This window comes from Acaryochloris sp. 'Moss Beach', assembly GCF_021497025.1.
GTDB lineage: Bacteria > Cyanobacteriota > Cyanobacteriia > Thermosynechococcales > Thermosynechococcaceae > Acaryochloris > Acaryochloris marina_A.
Genome location: NZ_CP071718.1, coordinates 356,178 through 381,273 on the forward strand (window position 1 = coordinate 356,178; position 25,096 = coordinate 381,273).

The following is a 25,096-nucleotide window of genomic DNA, read 5'->3' on the forward strand; positions in this document are numbered from 1 at the left end:
GGAAAACTAAAGCTCAACGAATTGAGGTTTACTGATCATTTCCAGAGTCTTTGAGCAGCAGAATCCAGGCGATAACCCCCAAAATCCAACCGATGGGGCCTGCAAGGAATAGGAAGGGCGTTAAGACGATCAGAACGATGACGAGACAACCTTTCATTACACGCCCTCCATAAAATAGATTTCAACTTCCTTGTTGAAGTGATAGAGGCCATTCCTAGAACCACTGGAGGAACGGCTAGGGGCTAGACTATTGACGACAGACGAGGCTCGATCTCCCACACTGCTGGAGCGGAGCTGGTCAATCCCCACATTCAGGCCCGCCCTGAGTAGTTTGTTACCAAAGCCTTCACCCTGACCTTTGAGCTTGGCTTGCAGGTACGGAGACTGCTTGTACTGGACAACCGCAACAGGGGTCTTCCTGGACTCTGGTGACTCACCCGTTAGATCCATATGCTCAATGGGCTGTTGGTTGACTTCCACGACTTGCATACTCAAAAAAGTCACCCTCGGCACTAGTCACTTCAGCAATGACTTTGGAACCTTTCTTCGCCATTGTCCCCAAGTCTTCATTGAGGGTTAATAGATACCGCTGACCGATGATCGCGTCACTGTTCTGGGGTATCCAGGTAATGGGATTGTCCAGCTTCGCCTTAGCCGTGGTGCCAGCAGCAATCAATCCTTTACCCAATGGGTTACTGGTTGCTGGGTATAGGGCCGTGGGTGAATCCGTGACGACTTGGTTATCCTCCAGCAAGTCACCCGTGAGGGAAGCGACCAGAACGCCTTGGGGTGGGGCTGGTGGCTTTTGAGCAATGGGTTTCGTGGTTATCGGTTTACGGACAGGGTGAGAGGTGGAAACCTGAATCGGACGGACGGGCTTGGGGTGGATGGGCTTAGGGGGCAAAAGCCGATTGTTTGCTGAGGCTGAAGTTACTAGCAGGCTGGGGGGGGCAGCTTGAGCAACGGGCTGAGGTTGTGGTCTAGGTGCTGGAGGTCTAGCCGCAACCACGGGTTGAGTCTTGGGTGCGGGTCTATCTCTGTAGACGATTCGGGGCTTGGGCTGGGTCCGAGGAACGGCGCTTTGATAACGAATCGGTCGGGTCACTCGATGGGTCGGACTGGGAGGTCTCCCTTGAGGCTTGGGGGTCGGGGGAACGGCTGCGGGCTTTGGCCCCTTCTTCTGAGCAGGAGAAACGGGCTGACCGTCCAAGGACTGCCGCAATGCCGCGAGTTCCACCTTCAGATCCGCATTCTCTTGGGTGAGTACTTCTTCTTGACTCTGAGCTACCGTAGAACCCGTCTCTTCACTTTGAGGATTTGACTCAGCCTGTTGAGGGGCGCTCCCATACAGCATCCCCGTGGCGAGTAAGGCAAAGGGTGTCCCCACGACGGTGAGGAGCAAAAGCTGAAACCACAGCCGCTTATACAGCTTGTTCTTGGGGACGGTGGTCTTCGTCTCTGGCATCGCTAGGTTAGCGAGGGATACCGCTGGTGTACGGGTCTCTTTAGGGTCATCCTGCTTCGCGTTAGATGTTCCCTCGGATGGGGCGGGTTTGCGCTTGAGCAGTACATCTCTAGCATGTTTGGCTTTTTGGGTCGTGTTCATAAGGTCACCTTTACGTCTCGGATTTCAACAATTTGCAGGCCATATTCCTGGCCCACGCGCATCAACTTGGCAAGCTGGGTCTGGTCTTGGTCTTCGGTTTTCACAAAATCAACGGATTTGAGGATCAGCTCTTGGTTCAACCGCTCGATGAAGTCTCGTTCTTTATCTCGGTTATGGAGTCGGGTCGCAATCACCGTCACTTTCCACAGTCCCGGTTTGAGTTGCTCGACAACGATGTCTTTTTGCCGATCTAGAATCTGCACTTGAGCTTCCCAATTGCCAGAGGTGTAGTTGCGAAAGGGAAAGTCCTGGTCATACTTTTTTGTGGATCGACTCCATCCACCCCACCCGGTAAGACAGGTCAATGGCGTAGGACACGTCATAGAATTGGGCCGGGTACTCAATCTTGCCCTCGGTCTTCCCCTCTCCCTTGCTCCAGGAGAAGGCCGCACTCACCCACTTATGAGCAAAGTCTTGGATATGGGAGGTTTCCCGATGTCGTTTGTCTACGGACTTCGCTTCCACGGTCTGGTTGTTGGGAAGCTGCACAAACACATTGGAGAGTTCTCGTTGAGCAGCCTGCTTGCTGCTGAGGCCCACTCGAAAGAGCAGGCCGGTATTGAGTACCGTTAAACCGATGATTAGATAGGGCATCCACTTGCCTTTCTCCACGGCTTGCAGGGGGTTTTTCGGGATGGTGATTTTGGTGAGCATGGTGGTTTCTCCTAACGATTTCGCATCGCTCTGGTCTGCATAACGCTGTTGAGGGTAATCAGTCCCCCCCCGTCACAATGCCTGCCCCCGCTGTAGCGGCACTAGTAGCCTTGGAGCGGAAGGCATCTCCTGCTAAACCCACCCCATCGTTCACAGCTTTGTAGGCGATGTAGGGAGCAAAGATGCCGAAGAATAGGGGGAAGATTAAGGGGGTCGCAGCCACGCCCGCTAACATCACGGCCACAAACCCAATCAGGATGACGTAGGCGAGGCGCACAAGCAGGACGCGGGCGAAGAACAGCAACCACTCCACGATGGCGTTCTGGCCGTGGGGGATCGTGCCCAAAGCAAAGGCGATGGGGCCAAGTAAGGCCGCAAGCAGTAGAGACAATTCCTGACTCGCGATAAAGATCCAGGCCATCATCATGGCGATTTCCGTCAAGACTTGCTGCCAGTCCGGGGCAATCATCTCCGCTAGGGCTAACCCTGGATTGATGGCGAATAGGGCCGTTTTGTAGGCGGCTGATGCGGCGATATCAAAGCCCTTGACGGCGAGGCCCTCCATATTCCTTTTAATGGCTTCTTGAGCCGCTTCCTGACTCCGCTCGGTTAATTCCAGGGCGGTCTTACAGTCGGGACAACCGTCTTTAATAATCTTTTTCTGTTCCAAGATAAAGACATCTAAAGACTGGAGGCACTGGAGCTGATTCATGGAGGCTTGTTTGTAGACTGTCGCAACCTCCTCCCCCGTCAGTTCTCGCCCCACTTGTCGACTGACGTCCTGCCTTCGACCCAATTTCTTGAGGCTCAGCTGTGTCTTTTCTTCTTCCGTCAGATTGACGCCTGGAGGATGGAGTTGGGCGCATTTCTTCGCCTCTTGAGAAATGACCGTCCGGGTGACTTGGGAGAACAGGGCATCGTTAATGGCTAGACGGACATTAAAGCCTGCGACTTGGGCCTTAGCGACCACAGCAGGGGCCGCATTGACGATCTGCCTCATGCCATGAGCGGTATAGTAGATGGCTTGTCCTGAGTTGGCGAGGAAGAAGGACACTAAGACCACGGGGATGATGAACTTCACCCAGTCGCCAATATCGCTCCCTTTCTCAAAGATCTTGCGACCAATCTTCCAGCTCCAGGTCATAAATCCCGCCAGTAGTACATACCGGACGACATCCATGACGGCTCGGTTGTTGATGGTATTCCCCGCATTGTCAGGATTAAAGGTGTCGTCCCACAGGTCATCCCACCAGGCAGCGGTTTTGGTGATGTTTTCCGTGATTCTCTGGAGGTAATCGAGGCCATTGTAATTCAGCGATTCCTTGCCCCATGCAGGGTGGGCAGTCAACAGCACCCAGACAAAGGCGAATAGGAACGCTAACAGCAGAACCTTATTTTGATTCCGGTTCACCCAGTCCAGGGATCTGCGGGGTAAAGAAGGAGTATTTGGTACTCGCGGCCTGGATATCCTGCTTAAGGTCTTCTCCATTCTTCAATGCCTCTAACATGAAATTGGTCTGGGTACGCTGCTGGTTCCCCGATGCCTGAAGGAGTTCTAGCTTGCTCAATTTGCGCGTCTGTACAAGGTTCTGGCTGGCGATGGCTCCCAAGCTCCGGTTCTGATGGGCCGATGCTGCCGTCAGCCCGGTGAGCTGCTGGGAGGTCTGGGCACCAATGCTGGAGCTAAAGGCTTGCTGGAGAGAGAGGCGTTTCAAAATGCTTTGGGAGCTTTTATCTCCCTGAGCTTCGGCACCGAGCACTTGGATTTCTTCAGCAGCGGAGACATTGGCACTCGCTTGTTCTTCACTCACCCCCACGATTTCCGTGATGCTGTCTTGAGCGGCAATGGCCTCTTCTTGGGCGAGGGCAGCGGTGGCTTCCTCTGCTTGAATCAGTTCTTGGCCCTCGTCACTGAGGACAATCTGGGTCAGCTTCTCATGGAACTCTTCACCGATGGCCCGGACATTACGGGCGATGGCATAGACTTCACGAGGGCTATTCGGCTCGATGTCCAACCGAGACGGATTATCTTCATAGGATGGCCCTTTATAGATGGGGCGTCCATCCGTGGAGCTGCCTCCTTGAGCGGTAGTCTTGGGGGGATCAATGATGCCATATAGCACCAAGATATCGGTGACGCCTTTGAGGGCGGGCTGAAGTCGTTTACCCGTGACGGCCCGGTAGACATTGCGGCCCACCTTGGCGGCTTTAAGAGCTTTGGACCCATGCTCAATCACTTTGAACAGGCTCTTTTGAGCTTTCTTGCTCAAGATGCGGTCGAGCAGTCCTTTGGGCTGACCGTTGCCCTTATCCGAGCTGGAATAGATATCCCCGACGTTGTAAGGACTGTCACCGGGTTGACTCGCGGTGTTGCTAATCACACTGCTGTAGTCATAATCTGGCTGGGTAAAACTCTGGGCATGAATCGGGGGGTTAACGGATACCCACAGAATCACGATCAGCAGGGGCTTCTTCAGACGCTGGGGGAAGGGGTACATACTGTTCCTCTGTGATGGTGGATGGGCATAGGCCCGCTCGGTGGGCACGGGCGAGGAGGTCACCGTGGATGCGGTAGCCTGTAATCGGGTCATGGGGATAATGCTCTAAAATGCGGTCCCTCAATTCCACTTCTTTTTTGTCCGTGGCGACGAGGCCCATCAACATGCTGGAGGGGTTAAAGCTGACCTCCACATGCTGGTTGTCTCGTTTCCAATACCAGTAGCTCTCTTGCCGGGTATGGGAAATCCCTTTACCCACATATTTCTCTAAAATCTCTCGCCTAAATCCCAAATCGTTGCACAGGCGGTTAATGGAGATATCCTGCAATCCCCCACAAAAGATGTTTTGCAGGTTGGTGAAGATTTCATTGCCGGCGACGGATTGATAGATGGTTTCCACTTCTGTGGCGGCAACAATATAGTTGCAGGCCCACTTGCGGCCCTCAGACGGCACTCGACCGGACAGCCGCGCATAGCAGGGTAAGCGCAAGAAAATCAAGCCTCTGAAAGGCTAGACTGTAAAGGAATAGAAGCGCCTAGAACTTTGAGCATATACGCTTCATCCATGCTCGCCCGTTTTAGTTTTTGACGGGTACTTTTCTTAAAGGACGTTTCTTGATTGAGAAGGTTGATGCTCCAGCGTCTCAGGATGGCCATGTTTTCCGGCGCATGTCCTGTGCGAATGCGGCTAGCATCTTCGCCAAAGGTCACGTCTAAGACCCAGTGGAGTTGGTTCTCAATCGACCAATGCTGGCGGATGGCTTTGCCCAACTGCTGAGCATTTGGCGGTAGAGAACTGATATAAAACATCACCTCATAGGTGGTTTTGTTCCACAAGTGACGGGTTCGAGCGACCTTGACGATGGTTTGCAAGCCCTTCCACTGCGCCTGCTTGTACAGAGGACCCATCTGTTGAAGGGACACGGCCCAAACTTGTCGTTTCTCGCGACGATGGTGCCCTGCTTCCACCCGCGCATCATAGCTGTGCTCAATGCACTTAAACTCATTCGCTTCAGCCGTTTCAAACCATTGCTCAACCTGCTCAAACAGCGTGGGATGATTCTCCTTGAGGGCCAGCACATAGTCAGCCTCTTTAGCTTGAATGTGGCGGGCAATCTCGTGCTGAGTTCCCATTGCATCAATGGTAATAATGCACCCGGCAATGTCTAATAGCTCTAGCAGTGCTGGAATAGCGGTAATTTCGTTACTCTTGTCTGCAACTTTGACCTGTCCTAGAAATAACCGATACTCACTGGCCCAAGCACTGACCAGATGCAATGCGGATTGGTCTTGATTGCGATCATAGGAACCTCTGAGTTGTTTGCCGTCAATCGGTATCACTTGAGCGCCGAGGGTTGTCACTACCTGATCCAACCAGTGATTGAAACTCCGCTCAAAAGCGGAGGGGCAAATACGCTCAAACACTCGTCGATAGGTGTCTGCTGTCGGCATCCCAGACGGTAGGCTCAGAAAACTCGACAACCAATCTTGATGGCTTAGACCATAGGTTTCAATGTCTTCCCACCCTTGTGCGCCACCTAAACTTGCCAATAGTCCAATCACGACGATGCTGACAAACGGATGCTGGACACCTTGGCCTCCCCGTGGATCAGGCAAATCTTCAAAACACTCGGACAACTGTTGATAAGCCTGATCGCAATCACTGGCAGGCAGGAGTGACGAGGATGAGTCAGTGGAAGCTGGTGAGGAAGGCGGCTTGCTGAATCCTGTAGCCATGGGGAAACCCTTTTAACAGAATGGAGTTCCATAGCATATTACAGCTTCATTTTTCTTGCGCTGCCCCTGCCGCGCATAGGAGGCAAATTTATAGATGCGGGTGCCTTCATCGGTAATTAGGGCAGACCCTAATGTACTCATGGCCTTGCGGAGCAGCAGGTTAAAGCCCACCATTGAGTAGATCAAGGAGTCAATGGAGTCGCTGACGTTGGTCATGGCGAGAACGAGGCATTGGACGTTGCTATCAAAGCTGGAGATGCCGTTGATGGAGCGGCCTAGGGCTTTGGACAGGACGCCTTTAAGCTGGGTACGAATTAGGCCAATGGTATTTTTCTCCAGGTCGGAGATGTCCTCACGCATCACTTCTTGGATAAACCAGTTCTCAGCAAAGCCGACGAATTCTTCATAGATAGGCATCTGCTGAGATTCAGGGGTGCCAAAGGCGGCTTCACTGGCGACCTGATAGCGGTGCTGAATCTCAGGGATGTGATGAAAGGCTTCATAGCAACGGGAGAGGAAGGAGCTGACCATTAACTCTGTGGTCGGATCATCCGTCGTGCCCATGACCAGCGCTTGCAGGATGGCGAGATGGTTGTTGAAGGCCGATTCAAACAGGTCTGCCCTCGTGGCGAGGGTGGATTTATAGCCCGGTTCACCGGGTTTGGGCAGGGCATCCACCCATCGCATATCGGGCAATTCTAGGATGTTGATGACATGCTCTTTGACGTTGTGGTAGGCCGCACTCACGCCAATCCGATTAAAGGTGTTGACTAAATCTGTATAGGTACTCTCACCGTTGGGCCTTGGGTATTCAAAGACGATGGTGACCCGGCGATTGAGGATGTAGCTGAACAAGATTCCCGACAAGATTCCCGATTTTCCATTCCCCGTGGTGGCGAAGATGGCGGTGTGGTTGGGGGACTTGTTGAGCAAATCGAGGTACAAGGGGCAGGGCAGTTCCTGACCCAAAAACATCTGCCCTTTGTCGTCCATTTTCGGCATCTGCACTTGGGGCAGCAGAGGCACGGCCTGGTAGTTGAGGTATTTGGGCCGTTGGACAAAGGGTTTAGTGAGTAGGCTGTTCCATTCAAAGGGGAAGGACTGAAACCAATACTGTTCTATCTGCTCGGTGACGAGTTCGGTGGGTACGGTCTTGAGTCGGTCAATCAGCTCGTTACATGCTTCAATCACTTCCTGCTTACTATCCCGATAGACCCAGATGCCGCAGCTAGCCCAAAAGGGACGACAGCCGCTTTTTATGAACCCTTGCAGTTCCTTGGCTTCCGTCAAGCGCATCTCTGCGGTGACATCCGGGCTTTGCTCTTGCAGGCCCTTGGCAATCCGCTTCATGGAGTTCTTCATCACCAAGTCCATGTTGTTGATCTCGATGTCGGAGGGGTCTTCCGTTAGCTCCGTAATCACTTGGCAGTCCCAGAATGGGGGTGGGGGGTGGTTAGCCGAGTCCACAAAAAATTTCAGATAGCCCCGAGGGACGGATTGACCATCGACGGGATAGTGGCGCACTTTACCTAAACGGACAAAGGCCCAATGCTTCCCGGTACTGGGAATATAGACCGTGGAGCGGGTGAAGTCTGGAGTGGTGGGGAGTCCTTGATAGGGTTCAAAGATGGCTCCCAAGTCATGATCTCCGTAGTCCTGGATAATGACTTCAGGCTGCTCTGAATGGTCATCCGTGCGGATGTATTGGCCGAGGGGGGCGCTCTCCCCAGGATGTAAGGCTTGATAGGCTACGGTGTACACATAAGTCGGTTTTGAGCTATTTCCCATGCAAAGAACATCGTCTCAAACCGTTTTAGGCCATGGGTTAGCGTTGCTGTGCCTGGAGGTCTTTGAGACTGATACCCCTTCCATCCACCCAGGCGGGCAACAATCCAAGTTGCCCAGGCCAAGGAGTTAATCGGATAAGGATTTTGTAGCTTTGTAGTTTTACCTTGGACTGTGGGGGCAATTTGTTTCAGGTATTGCTGCTGTTCATCGGTAAAAGTGATAGATGCAGGCCATTGTGGCTCGTCTCGTCCTTCCACCATTTGCAATGTCGCAATCGCAACCGATAAGGCTAAGACGGTGAGGCGCTGAATTGCTTCACCCGATTCGAGTTGCGTCGATTCAAGATCTAACCCCGTCTTCTTGAGTTGCGCGAAAAGCCGCTCAATTCTCCACCTGAATTTGTACCATTCCAGAATTTGTAGCGCTTGCTCAAGGGATTCCACCGTGTGAGTGGTCAATAAGCGCCAATGAATCGGGTTCTGACCTTTGGGCGTTGTCTGTTCTACCGCTTCGATGGCATACAGTTGAATACTCGGTGGATAGTCCAATTCCTTCAAATGTTCAGGTCGTTGAATTTTGACTGGAGCACAGCGGATCAGTAGCTTTGCATCTCTAGCCATCCGCTGAGTACGGGATTCGTACTCAATCGTAATCGTGGTAAATCCAATCCCCCACCGTGATTTGAGATATCCATAGAGTGATTTGGATTGACCTAGCAGACGACGGTCTTGACGAACCCTGACTAGGAGATGATTGAATGCATCGGGAACCGTTGCCCACTCTTCATATAAGTCCGATTCTCGGTCACCGATATGAGTGACCAGGCTAGCCCCTCCTGTCTTCAGACAGTGTTGACTTCGCTCAGCAGATGCTAACCATTTGAAGGATTCTTTCTCCTCAATCGGCAGGTTTTGATATCCTCCTCTATCTTTGACGGTTGGACGATTCGGGTCCCGAGTCCACAGTTGAAGTGCACTCAATCCTAACGGGAAACCAGTCCCCTGCATCTAAGGCGAGAGTCGGGTGAATAAAAAAAGCCCACATCGCGATCATTGCCGACAACACCCAACTCTTCTAGCTTTAAGCGTCCTGAATGAGATTGTAAGTTGACCTCACTTGTATCACTGACGGCTAAAACGTGTCGTCCTTTGACTTGTTGCTGGCAGTGGTCACAGAGGCTTTTGACCAACTCAGATATGGACACGTTTTCATTCTCTAAGAAGCGATAGAAGCCCACTTGCTCTGCGCGACCTTGGCTGATTTGACGGATGCTTACGCTCTGATGGTGATGAATGGCATCGAATAATGAAGCCCCCTTTTGAGCAAACGAAGGTCGCCAAAGGTAGTTCCATTAATCAGTTCTTCGTGCACCAAAATAGGATTTTCCATATCTATGAGGATGCTCTATACGACTTCACTACAGTCTAATTCAGACTTGTGTGTACACCGTAGCTTGATAGGGGATATCCATGATCTCCTGAACCCCCAAGGTTTCCACGTCTAAGCCGAAGCCATCAGAGGCGGTGAGGGCAATCAAGGCCCGACGATAGCCCCGCACATAGGCTTGGCGAATGGCTTTTCCCCATCCCGGTAGGGAGTCGAAGTTGTCATCTTTGAGGGTGGACAGGACGAGGGTCACTTTCTCAGCAATCGCATCCATCCAGCCTTGGTTAATCTCAAAGTCAGCCCCCAAAATCATCCGGTACTTGGCGAAGTAGATCAGGTCACTTTTGACGAGTCGCCCCTCGCTTTCCAAGCGGTCTAGGTTTTCTGCTGCACTCTGGGTTAAAGCTTGGGAGAGGGGGGTCATTACTGGTCTCGTACTCATCAGCCAACTGCACCATTGGCTCATCCGCACTCCGATGGATGTGCCAATAGGACTTAAAATCAATCCCTGTCGCCCCTGTGACCGCAGCAGTGCCCCCTTTGAGACCACTCCATGCCATGTCATCTGTGAGGGTTGGCTCCTGGCCTTTCTTGACTCGAAACGCAAAGATGAACATCAGCTCTCGCTTCCCCGTTGCAGCAGGTAGTAGCCAATGTCTAGACCTTCATAGGCCATCTGCCCAAAGCTCTTGAAGGATTTGTAGTTTGATTCGATAAAGTTGTAGTTGGTTTTCACAGAGGGCAGCTCCATTTTGGGCAGGCCCGCCCGGTCATACTCTAGAGTGGGATGACCGGAACGGTATTGCTTGGGGACGGTGCGGCGTTGCAATTTCTGTGGGGGGTTATTCCCTAAAAACAGAAACATCAGCACAAACGCCAGCATGAATAGGGGGATGCCGATAAATAGGTTCTTGAAGATGATGGGGGTCATCAGAAAGAACAACATCGCTCCCGCAAGGAGAACGATGGGATGGACGCCTCCAAACAAAACGTTGGTGCCCATGATGGTGTTGACATCTCCCTCGTTGAGCATGTCTCGATTCATAACTCTCTCTCCTATACGCCAAAGAACATGAATGCTGCCATCGTTAGAAAGGCAGCAAAGATCAAGATGGCGATCCAAGGCCGCAGCATCTCGTGATACCCCGTGCCGTTATGGTTATGCTGGAAAATAGCGTTGCCTCCATAGGCCACGGCAGTCACGAATACAAAGGCAACGATGGCCCCGATGATCACACAGGTCATCCCCGCGAAGTTGATGGACCCGACGGTGACTTGTCCCAGTAATTGTTTGATGGTGGAGGCTGCACCTTTAATGGGGCCAATCTCGACACAGGCCACTTCGGTGATGGTGATGTTCTGGGCAAAGGCAGAGTTATGGATGAGGATGCTGAGAATAAAGGCCCAGGCACCTAGCAGATAATGCACTGGGGGTGACCCCGCTAATCGCTTCCACAGCAGTCCCGATAGCAGCATCAAAAACTGAATAATGCCTGCCCAAACAATGCCAGGTAAGCCCACCCCCATCCCGATGCTGACGAGGAAGAGTTGGCTTGACCACCAAGGAAAGCGATCAAGGCGGTGATAACAGGTTCTAAGGAGTCTCATGGCAATTGCCTCTGATGGGTCATTGGGAAAAGGTGTTATTGCTGGGCGTAATCAATCAAGGTCTGGAGCTGGTCAGGGGATACATTGGCTAGCTTTGCTGCGTCTTCAGAAGACTTCCCCCAACGCATCTGGCGAATCATGCCGTTGACTCGCCAGTGCATCTCCGAGCGATAGCGATATGTCTTGTTTCCTGACGCTCTAGCGACGTTTAGCCCCTTCAAAAGAGTCTGTGGAGTGATGCTACTATCGGACACGTTTCGTTTAGCCACGGGGACGGGCTTTGCCTTCGGTGTGAGACGAATGCGCCGCACAGGAGTAGGTTTAACGGTCTTCGGCTCAGGACGTGTCTCGGCCTGGGGCTTCAAGGTCAAAGGTTGTTGACCTGATGCCACGGGTTGAGGGAAGCGAGTTCTCACAGGGGGGCTGACCCTGGCGACCTGTGAGAACTCGCGATTGCTCAGGGGTGTGAGCAATGGGGGTGGGCGCTCCAATCCGAGTGATGGCAGTCCTGGGGGCACTGTCAGACCGATTGAGGGTTAACTCCATTGAGGAGCGGTTGCAGCTGTCGAATGTCAATTACATAGTCCGAAAGTATTTTGATTTTCCTCCTGCTATTAGAGATTTGATTTGAAGCTTTGTCACTTGTACTTGAGATCGATGATCTTCTGCCTCGGTGATGGCCGAAGGCCGGTCGGAGACCATCGCGACAGAGAGCAAATGACAATTATCAATAAAACCACCATCAATAGAGATGCTTTCGAGTAAGCATCTCTATTGATGGTGGGGTAAAGGAGGTTTATTCTCGCTTGGGATTAGCTAGAAGTCTTTGGAGAATTGGCCGCGTTTTTAGCAGCTGCTTGTTTTCGAAAACTCTCAGCCTGCATCTCGAAAATGGTGGCATGGTGAATTAAGCGATCAATAGCAGCCACTGTCATCATCGAGTTGGGGAAGATCTTATCCCATTGGCTGAAAGGCTGATTAGCCGTGATGAGTAGGCTCTTTCGCTCATAGCGATGAGCAATCAGTTCGAATAGGACCGAGGTTTCAACATCAGACTTTTGAATATAGCCGAGGTCATCAATGATGAGCAGATCGTACCGGTCGAGCTTAGACAACAGGCTCTGCAATTCCAGTTGGAGTTTTGCCAGTTCCAGCTGTTGCACCAACGCTGTGGCCGTGACAAACTTCACCCGTTTCCCCAACTCAACAATAGAAGTCCCTAATGCAGAGCTGACATGTGTTTTCCCTGTTCCGCTTGGCCCAAATATCAAAATATTACTGCCCGACTCTAGCCAGTGAGTTGTTTGGGAAAACTCCATGATGGCTGCTGGATTGAGACTGGGAATATGGTCAAACTCAAAATTGGTCCAGGACTTGCCGTAGGGCAGCTGCGCTTCGGTTAGCGCGCGGGAGATCCGATTCTGTTCTCGACGGCTGGCTTCCCCTTGGGCTAAAGCCAATAGAAACTGGGCGTAGGACCAATTCTCCTGAGTCGCTTGATGCTCGATGCTCTGCCACTCGTCGAGGAAATGTCTTAACCGGAGCTGCTTGAGCGTCATCATCAAATTGTCGTATGGATTGTCCGGTGCTGCATTGGAGGAGTTGGTCATAGTCGGAGAGAGCGTGCTGTTGTGAAATGACGTCAGGATATTGCTCAGTCGAGAGCTTGAACTCAAAGGCTTGTTTTAATCTACTCAAGGTCAGGGTGGACTGTTCCAGTTGGGTTTGTAGATAGTCAGCTACCTGGGATTCTTGATCCTGAGTTGCAGCAATGTAGAGGGCTTCTGTCATCAAACGGGCAGCCTGGTCCCGCTCAAAGTCAGCTTTGAGGGATTCCCATAGCTGATGCCATTGAAGATTGGGCAGTAAGTCTGCTTGCCATTGGCAGTAGAGAAACGCATGGGGCTTTCTCCTGAGACTTTCTGCCACATGCTTGTAATCGATACTACGAGCCCGTCTCTTCTTCCCAGAGCCATGGACATGGACCCGCGCCAATTCCACTACGGGAGTGGTGCCTAAGAAACCGACAAGGCGGTCATGGTATAGGTGCAGTTTCAACCGATGACCAGTTAAGCGAGAGGGGACTGTGTACAGGACACAGCGGACGGCAATCGTGCTGTTGCAGCTGACTTTAGCGCTGCGGATTTCATAATCAGGGGTGCGATATTTGGGCAAAGGTTGTAATGTGGGGAGCTCCAGTGCAAACTTCTTTTGACACTTGGCATTCAGCTTAGCGATGACTTGCTCGATGAACTGTTGATACTCAGCTACGGATTCGAAGTCAAAGCTGCCTCGACGATACAGGGCCTGGCATAATCGCCGCTTGAAATAGCCATGGGAGGCTCTCGATGCCGCCATTCTCATGAGAGACGCCCAGATTGTTGCGGGTCGGCTCCATCCGGTAATGGTCACACAGAGTGGAATACAACTGAGTCAGCTGGGGGGTTACGACCGCCGGTATTGCGATAGGCGGCACTCAGACTATCGGTACGGTGGGTCTTAGGAACACCACCACAGGCAGATAAGGCATTTTGTAGTCCTTGAGATAAGCCGATAAAACTCTCTCCGCCTTGAATCACCTGCACGTACTGCCAGCCGCTATAACTCAGTCGATAGTGATACAAGATATGGTGAAAGGTTTCACCCTGAACCGTCACACTGAAACCTTTGAGCTGGGTGAAGTCTGACTGTCCCATCTCTCCAGGATGATGTTGAATTTTGAACATCACTTCTTTGGGCTTGCCATGAGCTGCCTTCCATTTAGCGGTTCGGCGTTGCACGGTTCTGATCTTGTCATCATATTGCCCAGGATGGTCCTCTTGTAAGGTCTCAAATAGAGTAGTCGCTTCTAATCGAGGCTCACGCTCTAACATCGGCTCAAGTTCTAATTCCCATAATCCATCCAGCGGATCTTCACGGGTTTTCCAGTCATGAGGGCGGCCTCGTTGGGGACGATGGGTGCCACTATCAATACGACGGGCAGTGCGGGTTGAGATCCCTGCTTTGGCAGCTGCAGTGTCTTGGGAAGAGCCGGATTGTTTTGTTTTCATATAAAGCTGTACCTGTTGAGGTTTAATAGGAGCTGGCACTAGAGGTCCCTAATCGTCTTAGGTGTACAAACCCTAGTGTCTTTCCTGTATGGAGTTATAAAAAAGTGAAAAGGTATAGATGCTCTCTGAACTGATTTGAGATCTCTTGTGTTTTGAGAATGAGATCCTGATTTCTAGAGAGGTCTACGTAATTGTCAGGCGGTCATGTATTCGGTCTATGCAATTGTCGCCTATCATGCAGCCCACTAAATCTAGAATCAAGTTGGTCGATTTCACCTGGGCGTTGGGTTTCCAGGTCAGGTAAATCTTTTGGGTCTGGGGTTGGGGCTGATCCAAGCTCAGGTCAAAGATGCCCCTAGTGCCCATATAGGCTTTAGAGACTCGGCACCCGCTGGAGGTGAGGTCAATCAAGTGACCATGACCGGGAGCAATCTTGATGGTTTCCGCTGTGGCTGGGGAGATGAGCAGCCCCAACCAGGCCGCGATCATGGCGGCAATAGTCTTGTACATAGTGGTTGTCCTTGGCAAGTTTGTCTGCTGGGGAGGGGGATTGCTATCAAAGACAGCCCCTCGTTGTGGTTGTTGGCTGGAGTCAGGGCCAGCCCGTGATGGAAATCCTCGAATGCTTTGAGATATCGTTGCTAATGGTCTGTAGATAAATCGGGTTACTGCTTGGCCGAATCCCAGATGTCCTCCCCCAGACGTTCCAGGCTCTCCCAGTCCACGGCATTGCTGATCCGCTGAGGGAGATTGATGCCTCGGTCGATCAGTAGGCCCGTCACTGCGACACCCACGAAGAACCAAAAGAGATTTCTGAGCATGGGCAACGGCTCCTTTGACTAAGTTGACGGCTTTGGCAGGAAGAGACTCTGTAGCGGGGGGAGTTTGGGGAAGATGCTGGGAATAAGCAGAAGGAGTAGTGCTGTTTCCGTAGCAGAAGGAAAGAGAAGCAGGCCAAGTGCTGAGGTTTACTCGCTCTTGGTCTGCTTCTGGTGCGGTTGGTTGAGAGTAGCTGCTGAAACATTGGGAAAATCCCAGTCGAGCGGCTTTCACTTGGCCTTTGGCTGCATTTACGAACTGCGCCATGCCAACCCGGAACCACTGCTTGAGGAGATGGACAGGGATTTGATATTTCGGTGGGATAAAAAGTGGAGGTGCTTGGATTAGGACGAGATTTGTCTTTGTCTTAGGTTCAATCTCGAAATCAAAAGACTCATCGTCATCTGCATAAAAAGACGCATCATCAATCGTAAACTCATACCAGTCTGTGATTTCTTGGAATGAACGGCCCCAATAGAGTAAATCTTCGATATATTCCAGCTTTAGATTGGTTTTTTGGGCAATCTCTTCCAGGCTGGCATCAGGAAACTGATTTTGGAATTCATATACCTTATCTAGATGAATCTGTTTCTTCTCAGGTAATCTCAGTTGCTTGGGTCTGTTTTTATAGCAAAATCTACGGATATATCCGCGAATCCAGCCCCGCGCATAGGTAGAGAATTTATATCCTTTGGTAGGGTCAAATTTCTCAACTGCACGACGAATGCCCATCATCCCTTCTTGCAAGAGGTCTTGACCGTCCTCAAGGGTCGGGGCATATCGATTGGCAAGTTTGGACACTAAACGAATATGCCCCAGCATCAGGCATGACAGAGAGTTTTCATGTCCTCGTTTAGCTTTTTGGATCAGCTCCAACTCTTGCTCTGGGTCGGGGATGGGGAAGCGGCCCAAGAACTGAGCAAGGTATTCGGGTAAAAAGATACCGTCTGAAGCAGAATTAGCAATCGTAGCGGTCATAGGTCCAACCTCCTGAAGAAGGTGACTGCAATTAGTAAGAGGGTTTGGGATGGAAGTTAATCTTTAGGTGGCTAGGCGTTTTGGAACGTTCATCGAGCAGTTTTGAGGCTACAAGAACTGACTTGCCACCGCCCGTTTCGCCCAATATCTGGGTGTGACTCGGAATTTGGTTCAGCTTAAAAATATTTTCTGAAGAGTTCTTATCAGTCATGGCTCATCCTCCGTGCAAGGTTGAAGAGAGTGGACTTTATGCAGTCGGATTCTTAAAGTGCAGCTTTCAGCTTTTCCCAGGCAACGGGAAAGCGTTCGGGGAAAGACCTCAGAGCTTCTAATCCTTCCCGAGCAAAGTCCCAAGTTTGGGCTTCTTCACCAGCAACGCCATCGCCACTCCAAAAGTCTTGGCCCGCAACGTTGAATACCTGAAATGAGTGAGCATTATAGAAATTGGCAGCTTTAGACTGGGCGAATTCAATTAAGACAAATTCATCCCACCGGGCACAGGCATTTCTAGATTTCGCCCGCCATTCTCCATCGATCGGCCAAGGGGGCTTTTCATCCATGCCACTCCAATACTGATTGTCATCCGCAATCCTTACGTCGATTTGGATCTGGGCAGCTATCCGAGTCGCAGGGTCTGGGGCAAGATCGTTCCACCATTGGCAGATAAGTTTGATGGCAGGGTGTTTTTCAGAGTCGTTGAAGTAGGTGGCCTGTTCAGGGACAATGACCTCTCTTGCCAGTCTGATGGCGTTATAGAAATCTGCTGCCAGGATCTCACAACAGGCATTGTTATGGTGTTCTTCTATATAAGTAGTGAACTGAGTAGCGGGTTCAATATCCCGCTCTAATGCCATGTCCTCAATCTGATCGCAAATCAGGTCTGACCAAGCACAAGAATTCAGGTTTAGGGTCTGAAAATAAGCAAAACCAAAACCACATGATTCGTCCAATACATAGGGCTTAAAGGATTCATCACCCTTCGTAAAGCTCTCTTCTATATGATCTAGATCTAAAAAGCTGACGGCCCGTGCATTCGGATCATAAAAAGTGCTGGTTTGATCCATTGAAAAGACATGACCTTGCTGGGTGAGGTTGAAGTCCAGCTTAAATTGATGGTGAATAGTCATCAGACTGTGTTCACAATCAACCGGAAGCTGGATAAGCCATTCCAGTCTCAACCACTGAGGAAGGGTATCCATTTCCAGGGGAATAGACCAACCCATCTTTCTATCTGAAGTTCCAGCAACACACATGGTCACATTCGGATAGGGGCGTCGGATCACCACTTTCTCTGGTAAGACGGAAAGGGCTTCCTTAGATCCGGGCAGGAATATCTCTACCTTGCTTAACCTGATGCTCTCCAAGCCAATATTATGAAAAAGGATTGAAGAGCCTGGGGAGTATATGAAAGATAGGAGTATCACTATCCTTGTGCGAGATGGGCGTTCCATCTGCATTAACTAAAAGATGAGTATCGCCAATTTCTGCCATCGCAAATTGCATTCTTCAACTCCTGTGTGGCGTGAATGTTGAAAGATTGATTTAATCAAACTATTAGAGAAGAGGGCAGGTGCCCAAAATTCAGAGGCTACTACGCAGCAGTAGTAGGCAAAGTTTGGGGTTGAAATAGTCTCTGTACTGGTGGCTTTTCAAGCAATTTACGTACAATTTGTTCTGCACCTTCTTTAGAAAGGTGGTGGTGTAGCATCTGAGACTGAATATAGGGGCCTTGAAATAGACATCTGAAACGATCATCAGGGTGATATGCACTCTGCTTTAATCTAGAAGCAATATGTTCATCAATCTCTCGGCTTAACTGAGGATCATCACAACCAAGCTGATACAGGGCCTCATAGGTATCCAATGTTGTGATATCAGGTATAAAGCTCTGAGCGATGACCGCTAATTGTAGATAAATATCTAGGCAGTTCTCGTTAATCCCTGGAGAACTGGACTGGACATAGAGTTGAGTCCCTTGATCAGTACCAAGGGGCTTACCCAATTCAGGGTTTGTGGATACCATAGTGATAACTCCTGTCAGGGAGCGAGAATCACGGCTTGATCGATGTGGTAATTGGACAGGCCGTGGTTTGCTATTTTAAGTGAAATATTTCTGTGCAATACAGAAACGAACAGGAATCCTGTCAGAGAATCCTGGTAAGAATCGACTTTTTAAAAACAGACAGTGCAAAGGCTAGACCTTTGCTGTTTTTTTGTGGGCAATAGTGGAAATAGAAAACTAAAAAAATTTGGACGGGTGAATAATCACTTATTTCACTTGGGGTCACCATAACGGCAAACACGGATTCACGTCAAAATAATTGTTGCAATCTGTAAAGACAGCTCGAAAGCAGCTACACCGACAACACTAGTTCAATCACCCTATTTCTTTCAATACCTAGCTTTCAGCCATTATTCACCCAAGGTTCAAACGACTTAAATTTGTGTAACGGAAGGTGCCGTAACCGACTTTTAGCTGATATGGATACTGTTGCTCTTTCCCAAGATTTGTTCAAAAGCCAAATCGTTTTTCTTAAGAAAAAAACCAGAATTTTAGTCACCTCGTTCACTTTCGATATCCATAGAGATTCCAAACATTCTATTCATCGATTTCAAGGTGAACACGGCAGCTATTTCTGCATAGGGTTGCCACTGTTCTTCTGTCAGTACCCAGTACTCTCCTTCTCTCCAGGAGTAGTCAGTGACTAGCCTGCATCGTTGAGCTGCTCGATACCAAGTATCAAATTCTTGTTGTTCACTTTGACGTACAATCCTTTCCTGTGTGGGTTCCTGAGTCTCAAGCAGTTTCAAGGGAAGCTGTTCTAAGTTCAGGTTTTGTGGGGATGGTTCTGGGACCAAACTCACAGATTCAACTGGGGATTGCCTTCTTTGTTTCTTCCTCTGCTGGCGCAGCTGTACCACTTCCTGTTGTCGTCGCTGTTGCTGCTTGGCTTTACCAATTTTGTTCTGTAATCCCGGTGGTAAAGAGAGTTTCAACTGATCCCAATTTTGAATGGGAACGACCTTAGAATTTCCCCCCCAACCCCCCCCCCTGATCTGGGACTTCGGAATCTGTAAGCGCCACTTTCGCCACCCTTTGGCCTTTGAGGGCCAGGGTGACGGTGGCTTGGATCTTCATCGTTGTTATTACAAACCCTACATTTATATAGAGTTGTAAAAGATCCTTTAATATCAGTAGTTCCAGCTTTCGCTGGTTTACAAGGTAATGATTGTTTGACCCTTGTTGTGTAATTTCCCCTTCCTGTATGGGTTCTGGGGATTTCTGAGGAGTTTCTTCAACTAAATGATGTGGATGCCATAATTCCTTGTTTGACCGTCTGTATAAGGTTTTCTGGCTACAGTGGGCTAGCTTTGAGATGGCTTGGGCACGAGCGGTAATTCCAGGGGGAAATTTATCGACTCGCTTCAGTTCTAAGACTGCTTTTTTGATCCGAGTCTGGGCGGCTTCTCGCTTGCTTTGGTGGTATCCGAAGTCAGCGGGAGCGACTTGCTTGTCGTGGTATTTAGCTTCTCTACATGGAGCTGTGCCGGTGGGCCAATAATACCGCATGGCCCAGATCGCTACTTCATGACTTCTTCTATCTATCTCATGCTGGTGGCGGCAATGCTCATAGAAGCCGGGGGTGTTCTGGGCAGTTTGGCATACGTATTCTGCTATCTGGTCTTCGGAGTCCATGCCCATAAATACACGGGCTTCGCAGGCGAGGATCTTTAGTTTCTCGTTGGTTTGGCCGGGGCCGGTCCAGCCTTGGGTTTTCTCTTCATGGATCCGCTCTTGCCAGGTGGCGAGGGAGCTGGCATGGCCTGATTTACGGACTTTGAAGTTCTGTTGTGCATCTGAGATCGCATGATGGAGACGCCCCATGTCCTGGCCATCGGCGCATAGCTCGAAGGCGTCAAGCCAATGTTCCAGGGACCAGGGTAAAGGATTTAGATCGGCGTCGAGGGGATGGAAGCCGCTTCCAGGCTGCATGGGGAGTCGGAAGGCGGCAAAGAGACTAAAGCCTTTGCCTTTGGGTACATACCGTTTGGGGTTGGGGTAGAGTTCGCACTGCCCCCCATAGAACTTGATGCCAATGGCTTCTAGGTTGAGCTTGATGCAGTTGCTCAGCCAAAAGCTGCTGACGGTTTCAGGGAGGGGGAGGTATAGATGGAGTCCACTACTGTGGCTACTTTGGCAAAGGAGTGAGCGGCAAATACCAATGTCTTCTAGGGCATGGCGTATCTGAGGGAGCCACTGGGGATCGCTGGCTGGGTGATAGCGACTGTCTTTGTCGATGTCGAGGACTAACCAACGGGTTTGGGCACTGGGTCTGATGCCGATTAGGCATTCTGGATCTTGATGCAGTGACCACAACTCCACGGGGGAGAGGGGGAATTTCTTCACTGTTTCCCAATCGATTGGATCTCCTGGGGTTGGTGCTGAAGCAAAGATCCAGTCCCAACCGTTGGGAAAAAGGGTGGCCAAATGCTTACCCACCGGATCAACTGGTAATGGGTCATTTTGAGAGCGTCTGGGATGTAGAGATATAGAAGACCCAAAGACATGGGAAGGTGAGCCATGTTGACGCTTAAGCATGTCTTTGTAATACTCCCAAATTTAGGATTGGGGTATTTTCACAGAAAAAAATTTTGTCTTGTTTATATCTGCATTTAAATTATTTTAAATAATTAGGTTGTCTTAGGAAGCTACAAAGCAGTAGTAGAAAGGGTTTTTACAAAACTTAGTGTATGGATACGGAGAGTTTAGTGTAGACATACGGAGAACTTAGTACATAGAAACGGAGAATTTTGTCTTTGCCTTAAATAACTACCCAGCATCGCTTATGTGCAAAATTATGCAATTTTTTTTTATTGATACAACAATACTCTCAAGTGCTGTAATACGGATGTTAAGGTTATTAGTCTAAAGTGCATCTATACGGAGAGTTTTGTCTCCGTTTGTCTCAATAGGCTTTTTAGTTATATATAAAGGCTTATATCAACAAGGTGCATCTATACGGAGAGTTTTGTCTCCGTTTGTCTCAATAGGCTTTTTAGTTATATATAAAGGCTTATATCAACAAGGTGCATCTATACGGAGAGTTTTGTCTCCGTTTGTCTCAATAGGCTTTTTTAGTTATATATAAAGGCTTATATCAACAAGGTGCATCTATACGGAGAGTTTTGTCTCCGTTTGTCTCAACAATGGCTTACACGCTGATAAAGATACTCTATGAATCGATCGAAGGATAAAAAAGTCTACTTCACCATTGCTTTACAAGGATTACCTACTGTAATGCCGTGAAGCTTATCTAAGACTATTCCAACCTCGATTGAGATTTATACAACCATTTACTTCAGAGGTATTGGAACAAGAAGAAGATTGTCTCAACTTAACTTATTACTTCGCTTTATATTTGATAAATGTGGTTGGGATAGTAGGTGTAGAGATAGGGAGAAAATTGTCTTGAATTGTCTCAACCAATAATGCACTTCAAAAAGCCAATATACGCTTAAGCTTTTCAGCAATCTCAAGAGTAATAGGACGATCACCTCTCTCCATCTTGCCGATATAGTCAGGGCTCACATCAATAAACCCTGCCAGCTGCTTCCGACTGAGTCCTTTAGCTTTTCGAGCATTAAGTAAGCTCCTTGGTGCAATATCAACTTCCTGGAAACGGCTAACCACAAGAGTCATTTTCTTAGGTGAGCCTAGTTTGGTTAGGAGCTCAGGGATAGGATTTGGTGGACTAATTGTCAACTTTGCATCAAGCAATCGATCCATTATTTTGACCTTTCGCCAATCCTTCGGTTTCGGAGTCTCACTATCAGGTTGTAACCAGCTTGGGTACGAGTCAGGATCAAACTGTAAAAGCCATCCTAATTTATTAAGCATTTTCAAGGATTTATCCCACCGTTTTCTCAGATCTCTTGCCTTGCTTTTTAGATTTCGTGCCGCTTCTATTTCTGAAAGTGGAATTACTTCCTCAAGAAGTTTTCCCACGGTATAGTCATATGGATTCTCATTTCTAGCTCTAATACGAGAATCAAGCGTAAGTTGGATGGCTAATCGCAGAGCCATTTCATTATGGTATGGATCGATTTGTAAAATATCTTTAGCAAGGTAGCCAAATTGGTATAGTGCTTCTTGTGCTTTAAGACCAGCCCGATTAAGAAAATTCATTGTCCACAAGCCCGGAGAAACGGTAATAAACACCTCTTCTGGCTTTTCAATTTTCTTCGTCACAAAGTCAAACTGTCCCGTAGGCTCAATCAAAACGTCCCACATCCTTCCTGTAGGAGTACTAGCATCGATTTTATTTTTACCCCTACCCTCTATCCATACTGACCTTACCAATAAGCAAGAAAGTGCATAGGCTGTGCTAGCAACGGCAATTCTCTTTTCTGGTAGCGCAGTATTGTGATTCTTATCCCATCCGAGAAGCTTTATTATATCCGTCGCATTAATGGTGAATGAACTATTCCAAGGCTCTTTTTGCTCCATTGTTTTCGCAGCAAAAATAAGCTGAAGTTTAACGGTATCAAACCCAAAAATATCAATTATCTGTTCCGCAGCTTCCCAGGGTAACAGGGCAATATCCCCTGGAGATGTAATGTAATGTTCGATATAGTTACCTGGATTAGATAAGCTACGATACTGAAATTTTGCATTCGCATTCTCATCTTGCCGCCATAGATCGGGGCGAAGCTGTGCCTTTATACTGCTAGCAATGGGGATCGAAGTAGGCAAAGCAGTTACAGCAGGTAGTTCCACTCGGGCTTTTCTTTTAGGCAGTGGCGAACGTCGAAGCCCTAATAAAGCATGCATATCTTCAAGTGAGCAGCTAGGTAAATTTAACCGCTCAATTAAAATCGACGAAATTCCCTGACTATGAAAAGAAGCACTTAAACTTATTTGATCACTAGTAGGGCCAGCATTAATGGACTTAAGAAATTTTAGAATTCTTTGTTGTAGTTGTGATGCAGGCATTTCTTGCAAAGCCTTACTTCCAAATTCAGACTCTAATTGCTGCAAAGCCAAATTCAACAATTCTCTACAAAAGGTATTTGAGATGGTCTCTTTAAATGAGTCATGAGTGAAAAAGTCAGAAAGTGATTCATTCAAGTACTTTTTAACGGTTATTTCATCAATATTCAAATGTAGTACTTGAGATTCATGAGGTATATCAGCATTAATCTGAATGTGAGTCAGATTGGTATCTAGAGCACTCACACCTTTCTCTTTAATAACTTCTTCAATCTTAAACTTATAAACCTTAAGTAAGTGCAAGTAAAGATGTTGAATGATTAATCTTGATAGATCAGTCCTTTCAAGCAAAAAGTCGATCAACTGATCCAGAAAATCTAAAGATACAAATTGTTCTAATGCAACATCAATCAATAAATTGGTGAAGAAATTTTGATCTTCAGAGTTTAAAGTTGGTAAGTGATGAGATTTTGAAGAGAGATGTTCTCTTGTCTTATCAGCAGCTAATACATCAGCATGACAATCTAGACTAATTGTCATATCGGAATGTGTAACCAGTTCATCAGGGTTAAAGTCATACACCCTGATGTCCACTTTTTGTGTTGTTTGATGTATATCAGAAGCAGACACTGAATTTCACGCTCCTCAAGCGAAATATCAATAGCCAGATACAATAATCATTATTTTGCAACAAACTCAAAGGGTTTGAACATGAAAGACTTATGATCTTAATTAAAAGTGATTGAAAAATCAGGATTTGCCACAAGCAAGATTTTTTCCCAATGACACAGTAAGGTGATCTTAAATTTCGAAGATATATAGATTTCATCCAATTCATAGTTTTTTCACTGGCTGGTTGATTGCAGCCCAAGCTGTAAGAGCATCTGTACAGCGCTGAGGATCTGGCTCCGCACAGTAGCAGGGGCAATATAGACTCTCCATTAAAATAAACAAAGAAGGATCTGGAAGGTTAATCATAATAACAGTGTCATCAGCGTCTGTTGTAGTAGCAAGGCAATTCTCAATAATTTGTCGTAAATTTCTTAGGTCTATGTCTTCTCCATAGGAAGAATAAAAACAGAAAGCATTCATTGTGTTTTCTGGGAGGAATTGCGGCCAATGCTCTTTTGTGTCAATAAAAATCATGAAAAGGCCAATCTCAGAGGGTATGAGCTTTTGGAATTTCTTAGAAGATGAGTCACCACAGAATAAATAGTGAGATTTACCCAACTTCCAGGTATCACCTCTTACAACCTCCTTAGATTGAACGAGAGGCGTGGGTGAGGTAATTTTGCTGGCCTGCTTCTTCTTTCGTTGTCGTTTAGTAGTGTCTTTTGTATCTTGAAGAGATTTACCACCAATCTTAGAGGTGTCTATTAATCGATTGTCTATACCTCTGCGAAGGGTAGCAGTGTTGTCGTTGTTAGTGAGCATGAGTTCGTTACGGATTTTTCCTACAAATGTATTGCTAACACCACATTTCTTAGAGATTGCATTGTCACTCCATAAACTCCACTCATGGTCGCGCAATAGTCTTTCTACAGATCGGCGTTTATCGGCATTTGTCCTCCTTAATCCATGTGCTGCGTTAGCGCCGACAGCATATAAAACAGCATCTCGTTGTGTCCCGAGATGGACTTCAGCAGTGACTTCTGTTGCCTCTATAGCTTCTTTAGCCCGGACTCTATGAAAGCCATCTGCTAGCCAGTATTCTTCTCCGTCATAGTAAATAGTGACAGGGGGAAAATTGGCCCCTTGTTTCATATCCTCAGCATATTCAGCAACCACCTCTTTAAATAGCTGAGAGCGAGGCTGAGTCCCGCCATCCATACGAATATTAGATATCTCGATTGACTGGATAGTCGATTCAGAAGATTCGTTTGAGGGCTTTTGGGGCGGCATTCAGAGCTAGCGATAGACA

General features: G+C 48.5%; 25 protein-coding genes and 1 pseudogene. All 26 read right to left on the reverse strand.

Going from position 1 to position 25,096, the window contains the following annotated elements:
• Positions 1-28 precede the first annotated feature (28 nt).
• The 26 genes and pseudogenes from HRE53_RS34665 to HRE53_RS28350 all read right to left on the reverse strand — a co-directional run bounded on the left by HRE53_RS34665 (position 29) and on the right by HRE53_RS28350 (position 25,005).
• Entirely contained in the window at positions 29-157 is a 129-nt protein-coding gene (locus HRE53_RS34665) for a hypothetical protein (protein WP_255801511.1), read from the reverse strand.
• Positions 157-495, reverse strand: a complete 339-nt coding sequence (locus tag HRE53_RS28230) for a hypothetical protein (protein ID WP_235111474.1) — start codon at positions 493-495, stop codon at positions 157-159. The genes HRE53_RS34665 and HRE53_RS28230 overlap by 1 nt, the downstream gene beginning before the upstream one ends.
• On the reverse strand, positions 455-1,606 hold the full coding sequence (locus HRE53_RS28235) for a hypothetical protein (RefSeq protein ID WP_235111475.1): 1,152 nt from the start codon (positions 1,604-1,606) through the stop codon (positions 455-457). Before HRE53_RS28235 ends, HRE53_RS28230 begins: the two co-directional genes overlap by 41 nt.
• Complete coding sequence (locus HRE53_RS28240; RefSeq protein WP_235111476.1) at positions 1,603-1,989, reverse strand: hypothetical protein; 387 nt, start codon at positions 1,987-1,989, stop codon at positions 1,603-1,605. The genes HRE53_RS28235 and HRE53_RS28240 overlap by 4 nt, the downstream gene beginning before the upstream one ends.
• Positions 1,919-2,320, reverse strand: a complete 402-nt coding sequence (locus HRE53_RS28245; RefSeq protein ID WP_235111477.1) for a hypothetical protein — start codon at positions 2,318-2,320, stop codon at positions 1,919-1,921. Before HRE53_RS28245 ends, HRE53_RS28240 begins: the two co-directional genes overlap by 71 nt.
• Before the next feature lie 58 nt (positions 2,321-2,378).
• Positions 2,379-3,731 carry a hypothetical protein gene (locus tag HRE53_RS28250; RefSeq protein ID WP_235111478.1) on the reverse strand — a complete coding sequence of 451 codons (1,353 nt, stop codon included), beginning with the start codon at positions 3,729-3,731 and terminating at the stop codon, positions 2,379-2,381.
• Positions 3,712-4,818, reverse strand: a complete 1,107-nt coding sequence (locus tag HRE53_RS28255; protein WP_235111479.1) for a hypothetical protein — start codon at positions 4,816-4,818, stop codon at positions 3,712-3,714. The genes HRE53_RS28250 and HRE53_RS28255 overlap by 20 nt, the downstream gene beginning before the upstream one ends.
• On the reverse strand, positions 4,754-5,308 hold the full coding sequence (locus HRE53_RS28260) for a hypothetical protein (protein WP_235111481.1): 555 nt from the start codon (positions 5,306-5,308) through the stop codon (positions 4,754-4,756). Before HRE53_RS28260 ends, HRE53_RS28255 begins: the two co-directional genes overlap by 65 nt.
• A 5-nt stretch (positions 5,309-5,313) precedes the next feature.
• Positions 5,314-6,555 carry an ISAs1 family transposase gene (locus HRE53_RS28265; protein ID WP_235111482.1) on the reverse strand — a complete coding sequence of 414 codons (1,242 nt, stop codon included), beginning with the start codon at positions 6,553-6,555 and terminating at the stop codon, positions 5,314-5,316.
• Between the two features lie 12 nt (positions 6,556-6,567).
• Positions 6,568-8,343 carry an ATP-binding protein gene (locus HRE53_RS28270; protein ID WP_235111483.1) on the reverse strand — a complete coding sequence of 592 codons (1,776 nt, stop codon included), beginning with the start codon at positions 8,341-8,343 and terminating at the stop codon, positions 6,568-6,570.
• Positions 8,304-9,637, reverse strand: a pseudogene (locus HRE53_RS28275) (IS4 family transposase). Before HRE53_RS28275 ends, HRE53_RS28270 begins: the two are co-directional and overlap by 40 nt.
• A 135-nt stretch (positions 9,638-9,772) precedes the next feature.
• On the reverse strand, positions 9,773-10,153 hold the full coding sequence (locus HRE53_RS28280) for a hypothetical protein (RefSeq protein WP_235111488.1): 381 nt from the start codon (positions 10,151-10,153) through the stop codon (positions 9,773-9,775).
• Entirely contained in the window at positions 10,068-10,346 is a 279-nt protein-coding gene (locus HRE53_RS28285; RefSeq protein WP_235111489.1) for a hypothetical protein, read from the reverse strand. The genes HRE53_RS28280 and HRE53_RS28285 overlap by 86 nt, the downstream gene beginning before the upstream one ends.
• The gene (locus HRE53_RS28290) at positions 10,346-10,774 is read right to left on the reverse strand and encodes a hypothetical protein (RefSeq protein ID WP_235111491.1); all 429 of its coding nucleotides are present in this window, start codon (positions 10,772-10,774) and stop codon (positions 10,346-10,348) included. Before HRE53_RS28290 ends, HRE53_RS28285 begins: the two co-directional genes overlap by 1 nt.
• 11 nt (positions 10,775-10,785) lie before the next feature.
• Positions 10,786-11,337 carry a hypothetical protein gene (locus HRE53_RS28295; RefSeq protein WP_235111493.1) on the reverse strand — a complete coding sequence of 184 codons (552 nt, stop codon included), beginning with the start codon at positions 11,335-11,337 and terminating at the stop codon, positions 10,786-10,788.
• A 35-nt stretch (positions 11,338-11,372) separates the two neighbouring features.
• Positions 11,373-11,855, reverse strand: coding sequence for a hypothetical protein (locus HRE53_RS28300; RefSeq protein WP_235111494.1), 483 nt, complete (start codon positions 11,853-11,855; stop codon positions 11,373-11,375).
• Between the two features lie 294 nt (positions 11,856-12,149).
• Positions 12,150-12,899 carry an IS21-like element helper ATPase IstB gene (gene istB, locus HRE53_RS28305; protein WP_304518439.1) on the reverse strand — a complete coding sequence of 250 codons (750 nt, stop codon included), beginning with the start codon at positions 12,897-12,899 and terminating at the stop codon, positions 12,150-12,152.
• A gap of 846 nt (positions 12,900-13,745) precedes the next feature.
• Positions 13,746-14,426 carry a hypothetical protein gene (locus tag HRE53_RS35345; protein ID WP_396133476.1) on the reverse strand — a complete coding sequence of 227 codons (681 nt, stop codon included), beginning with the start codon at positions 14,424-14,426 and terminating at the stop codon, positions 13,746-13,748.
• 144 nt (positions 14,427-14,570) lie between these two features.
• Positions 14,571-16,184, reverse strand: a complete 1,614-nt coding sequence (locus tag HRE53_RS28315) for a sigma-70 family RNA polymerase sigma factor (RefSeq protein WP_235111495.1) — start codon at positions 16,182-16,184, stop codon at positions 14,571-14,573.
• 31 nt (positions 16,185-16,215) lie between these two features.
• Positions 16,216-16,395: a hypothetical protein gene (locus HRE53_RS28320; RefSeq protein ID WP_212666761.1), complete on the reverse strand. Its 180-nt coding sequence runs from the start codon at positions 16,393-16,395 to the stop codon at positions 16,216-16,218.
• 52 nt (positions 16,396-16,447) lie between these two features.
• The gene (locus HRE53_RS28325; RefSeq protein WP_235111496.1) at positions 16,448-17,548 is read right to left on the reverse strand and encodes a hypothetical protein; all 1,101 of its coding nucleotides are present in this window, start codon (positions 17,546-17,548) and stop codon (positions 16,448-16,450) included.
• A gap of 227 nt (positions 17,549-17,775) precedes the next feature.
• Positions 17,776-18,207, reverse strand: a complete 432-nt coding sequence (locus HRE53_RS28330) for a hypothetical protein (RefSeq protein WP_235111497.1) — start codon at positions 18,205-18,207, stop codon at positions 17,776-17,778.
• Between the two features lie 530 nt (positions 18,208-18,737).
• The gene (locus HRE53_RS28335) at positions 18,738-19,181 is read right to left on the reverse strand and encodes a hypothetical protein (RefSeq protein WP_235111498.1); all 444 of its coding nucleotides are present in this window, start codon (positions 19,179-19,181) and stop codon (positions 18,738-18,740) included.
• Positions 19,182-19,209: 28 nt separating this feature from the next.
• On the reverse strand, positions 19,210-20,784 hold the full coding sequence (locus tag HRE53_RS28340) for a hypothetical protein (RefSeq protein ID WP_235111499.1): 1,575 nt from the start codon (positions 20,782-20,784) through the stop codon (positions 19,210-19,212).
• A gap of 897 nt (positions 20,785-21,681) precedes the next feature.
• The gene (locus HRE53_RS28345) at positions 21,682-23,805 is read right to left on the reverse strand and encodes a helix-turn-helix transcriptional regulator (protein WP_235111500.1); all 2,124 of its coding nucleotides are present in this window, start codon (positions 23,803-23,805) and stop codon (positions 21,682-21,684) included.
• A gap of 204 nt (positions 23,806-24,009) precedes the next feature.
• Positions 24,010-25,005, reverse strand: coding sequence for a streptomycin biosynthesis regulator (locus HRE53_RS28350; RefSeq protein WP_235111502.1), 996 nt, complete (start codon positions 25,003-25,005; stop codon positions 24,010-24,012).
• Positions 25,006-25,096: the final 91 nt, after the last annotated feature.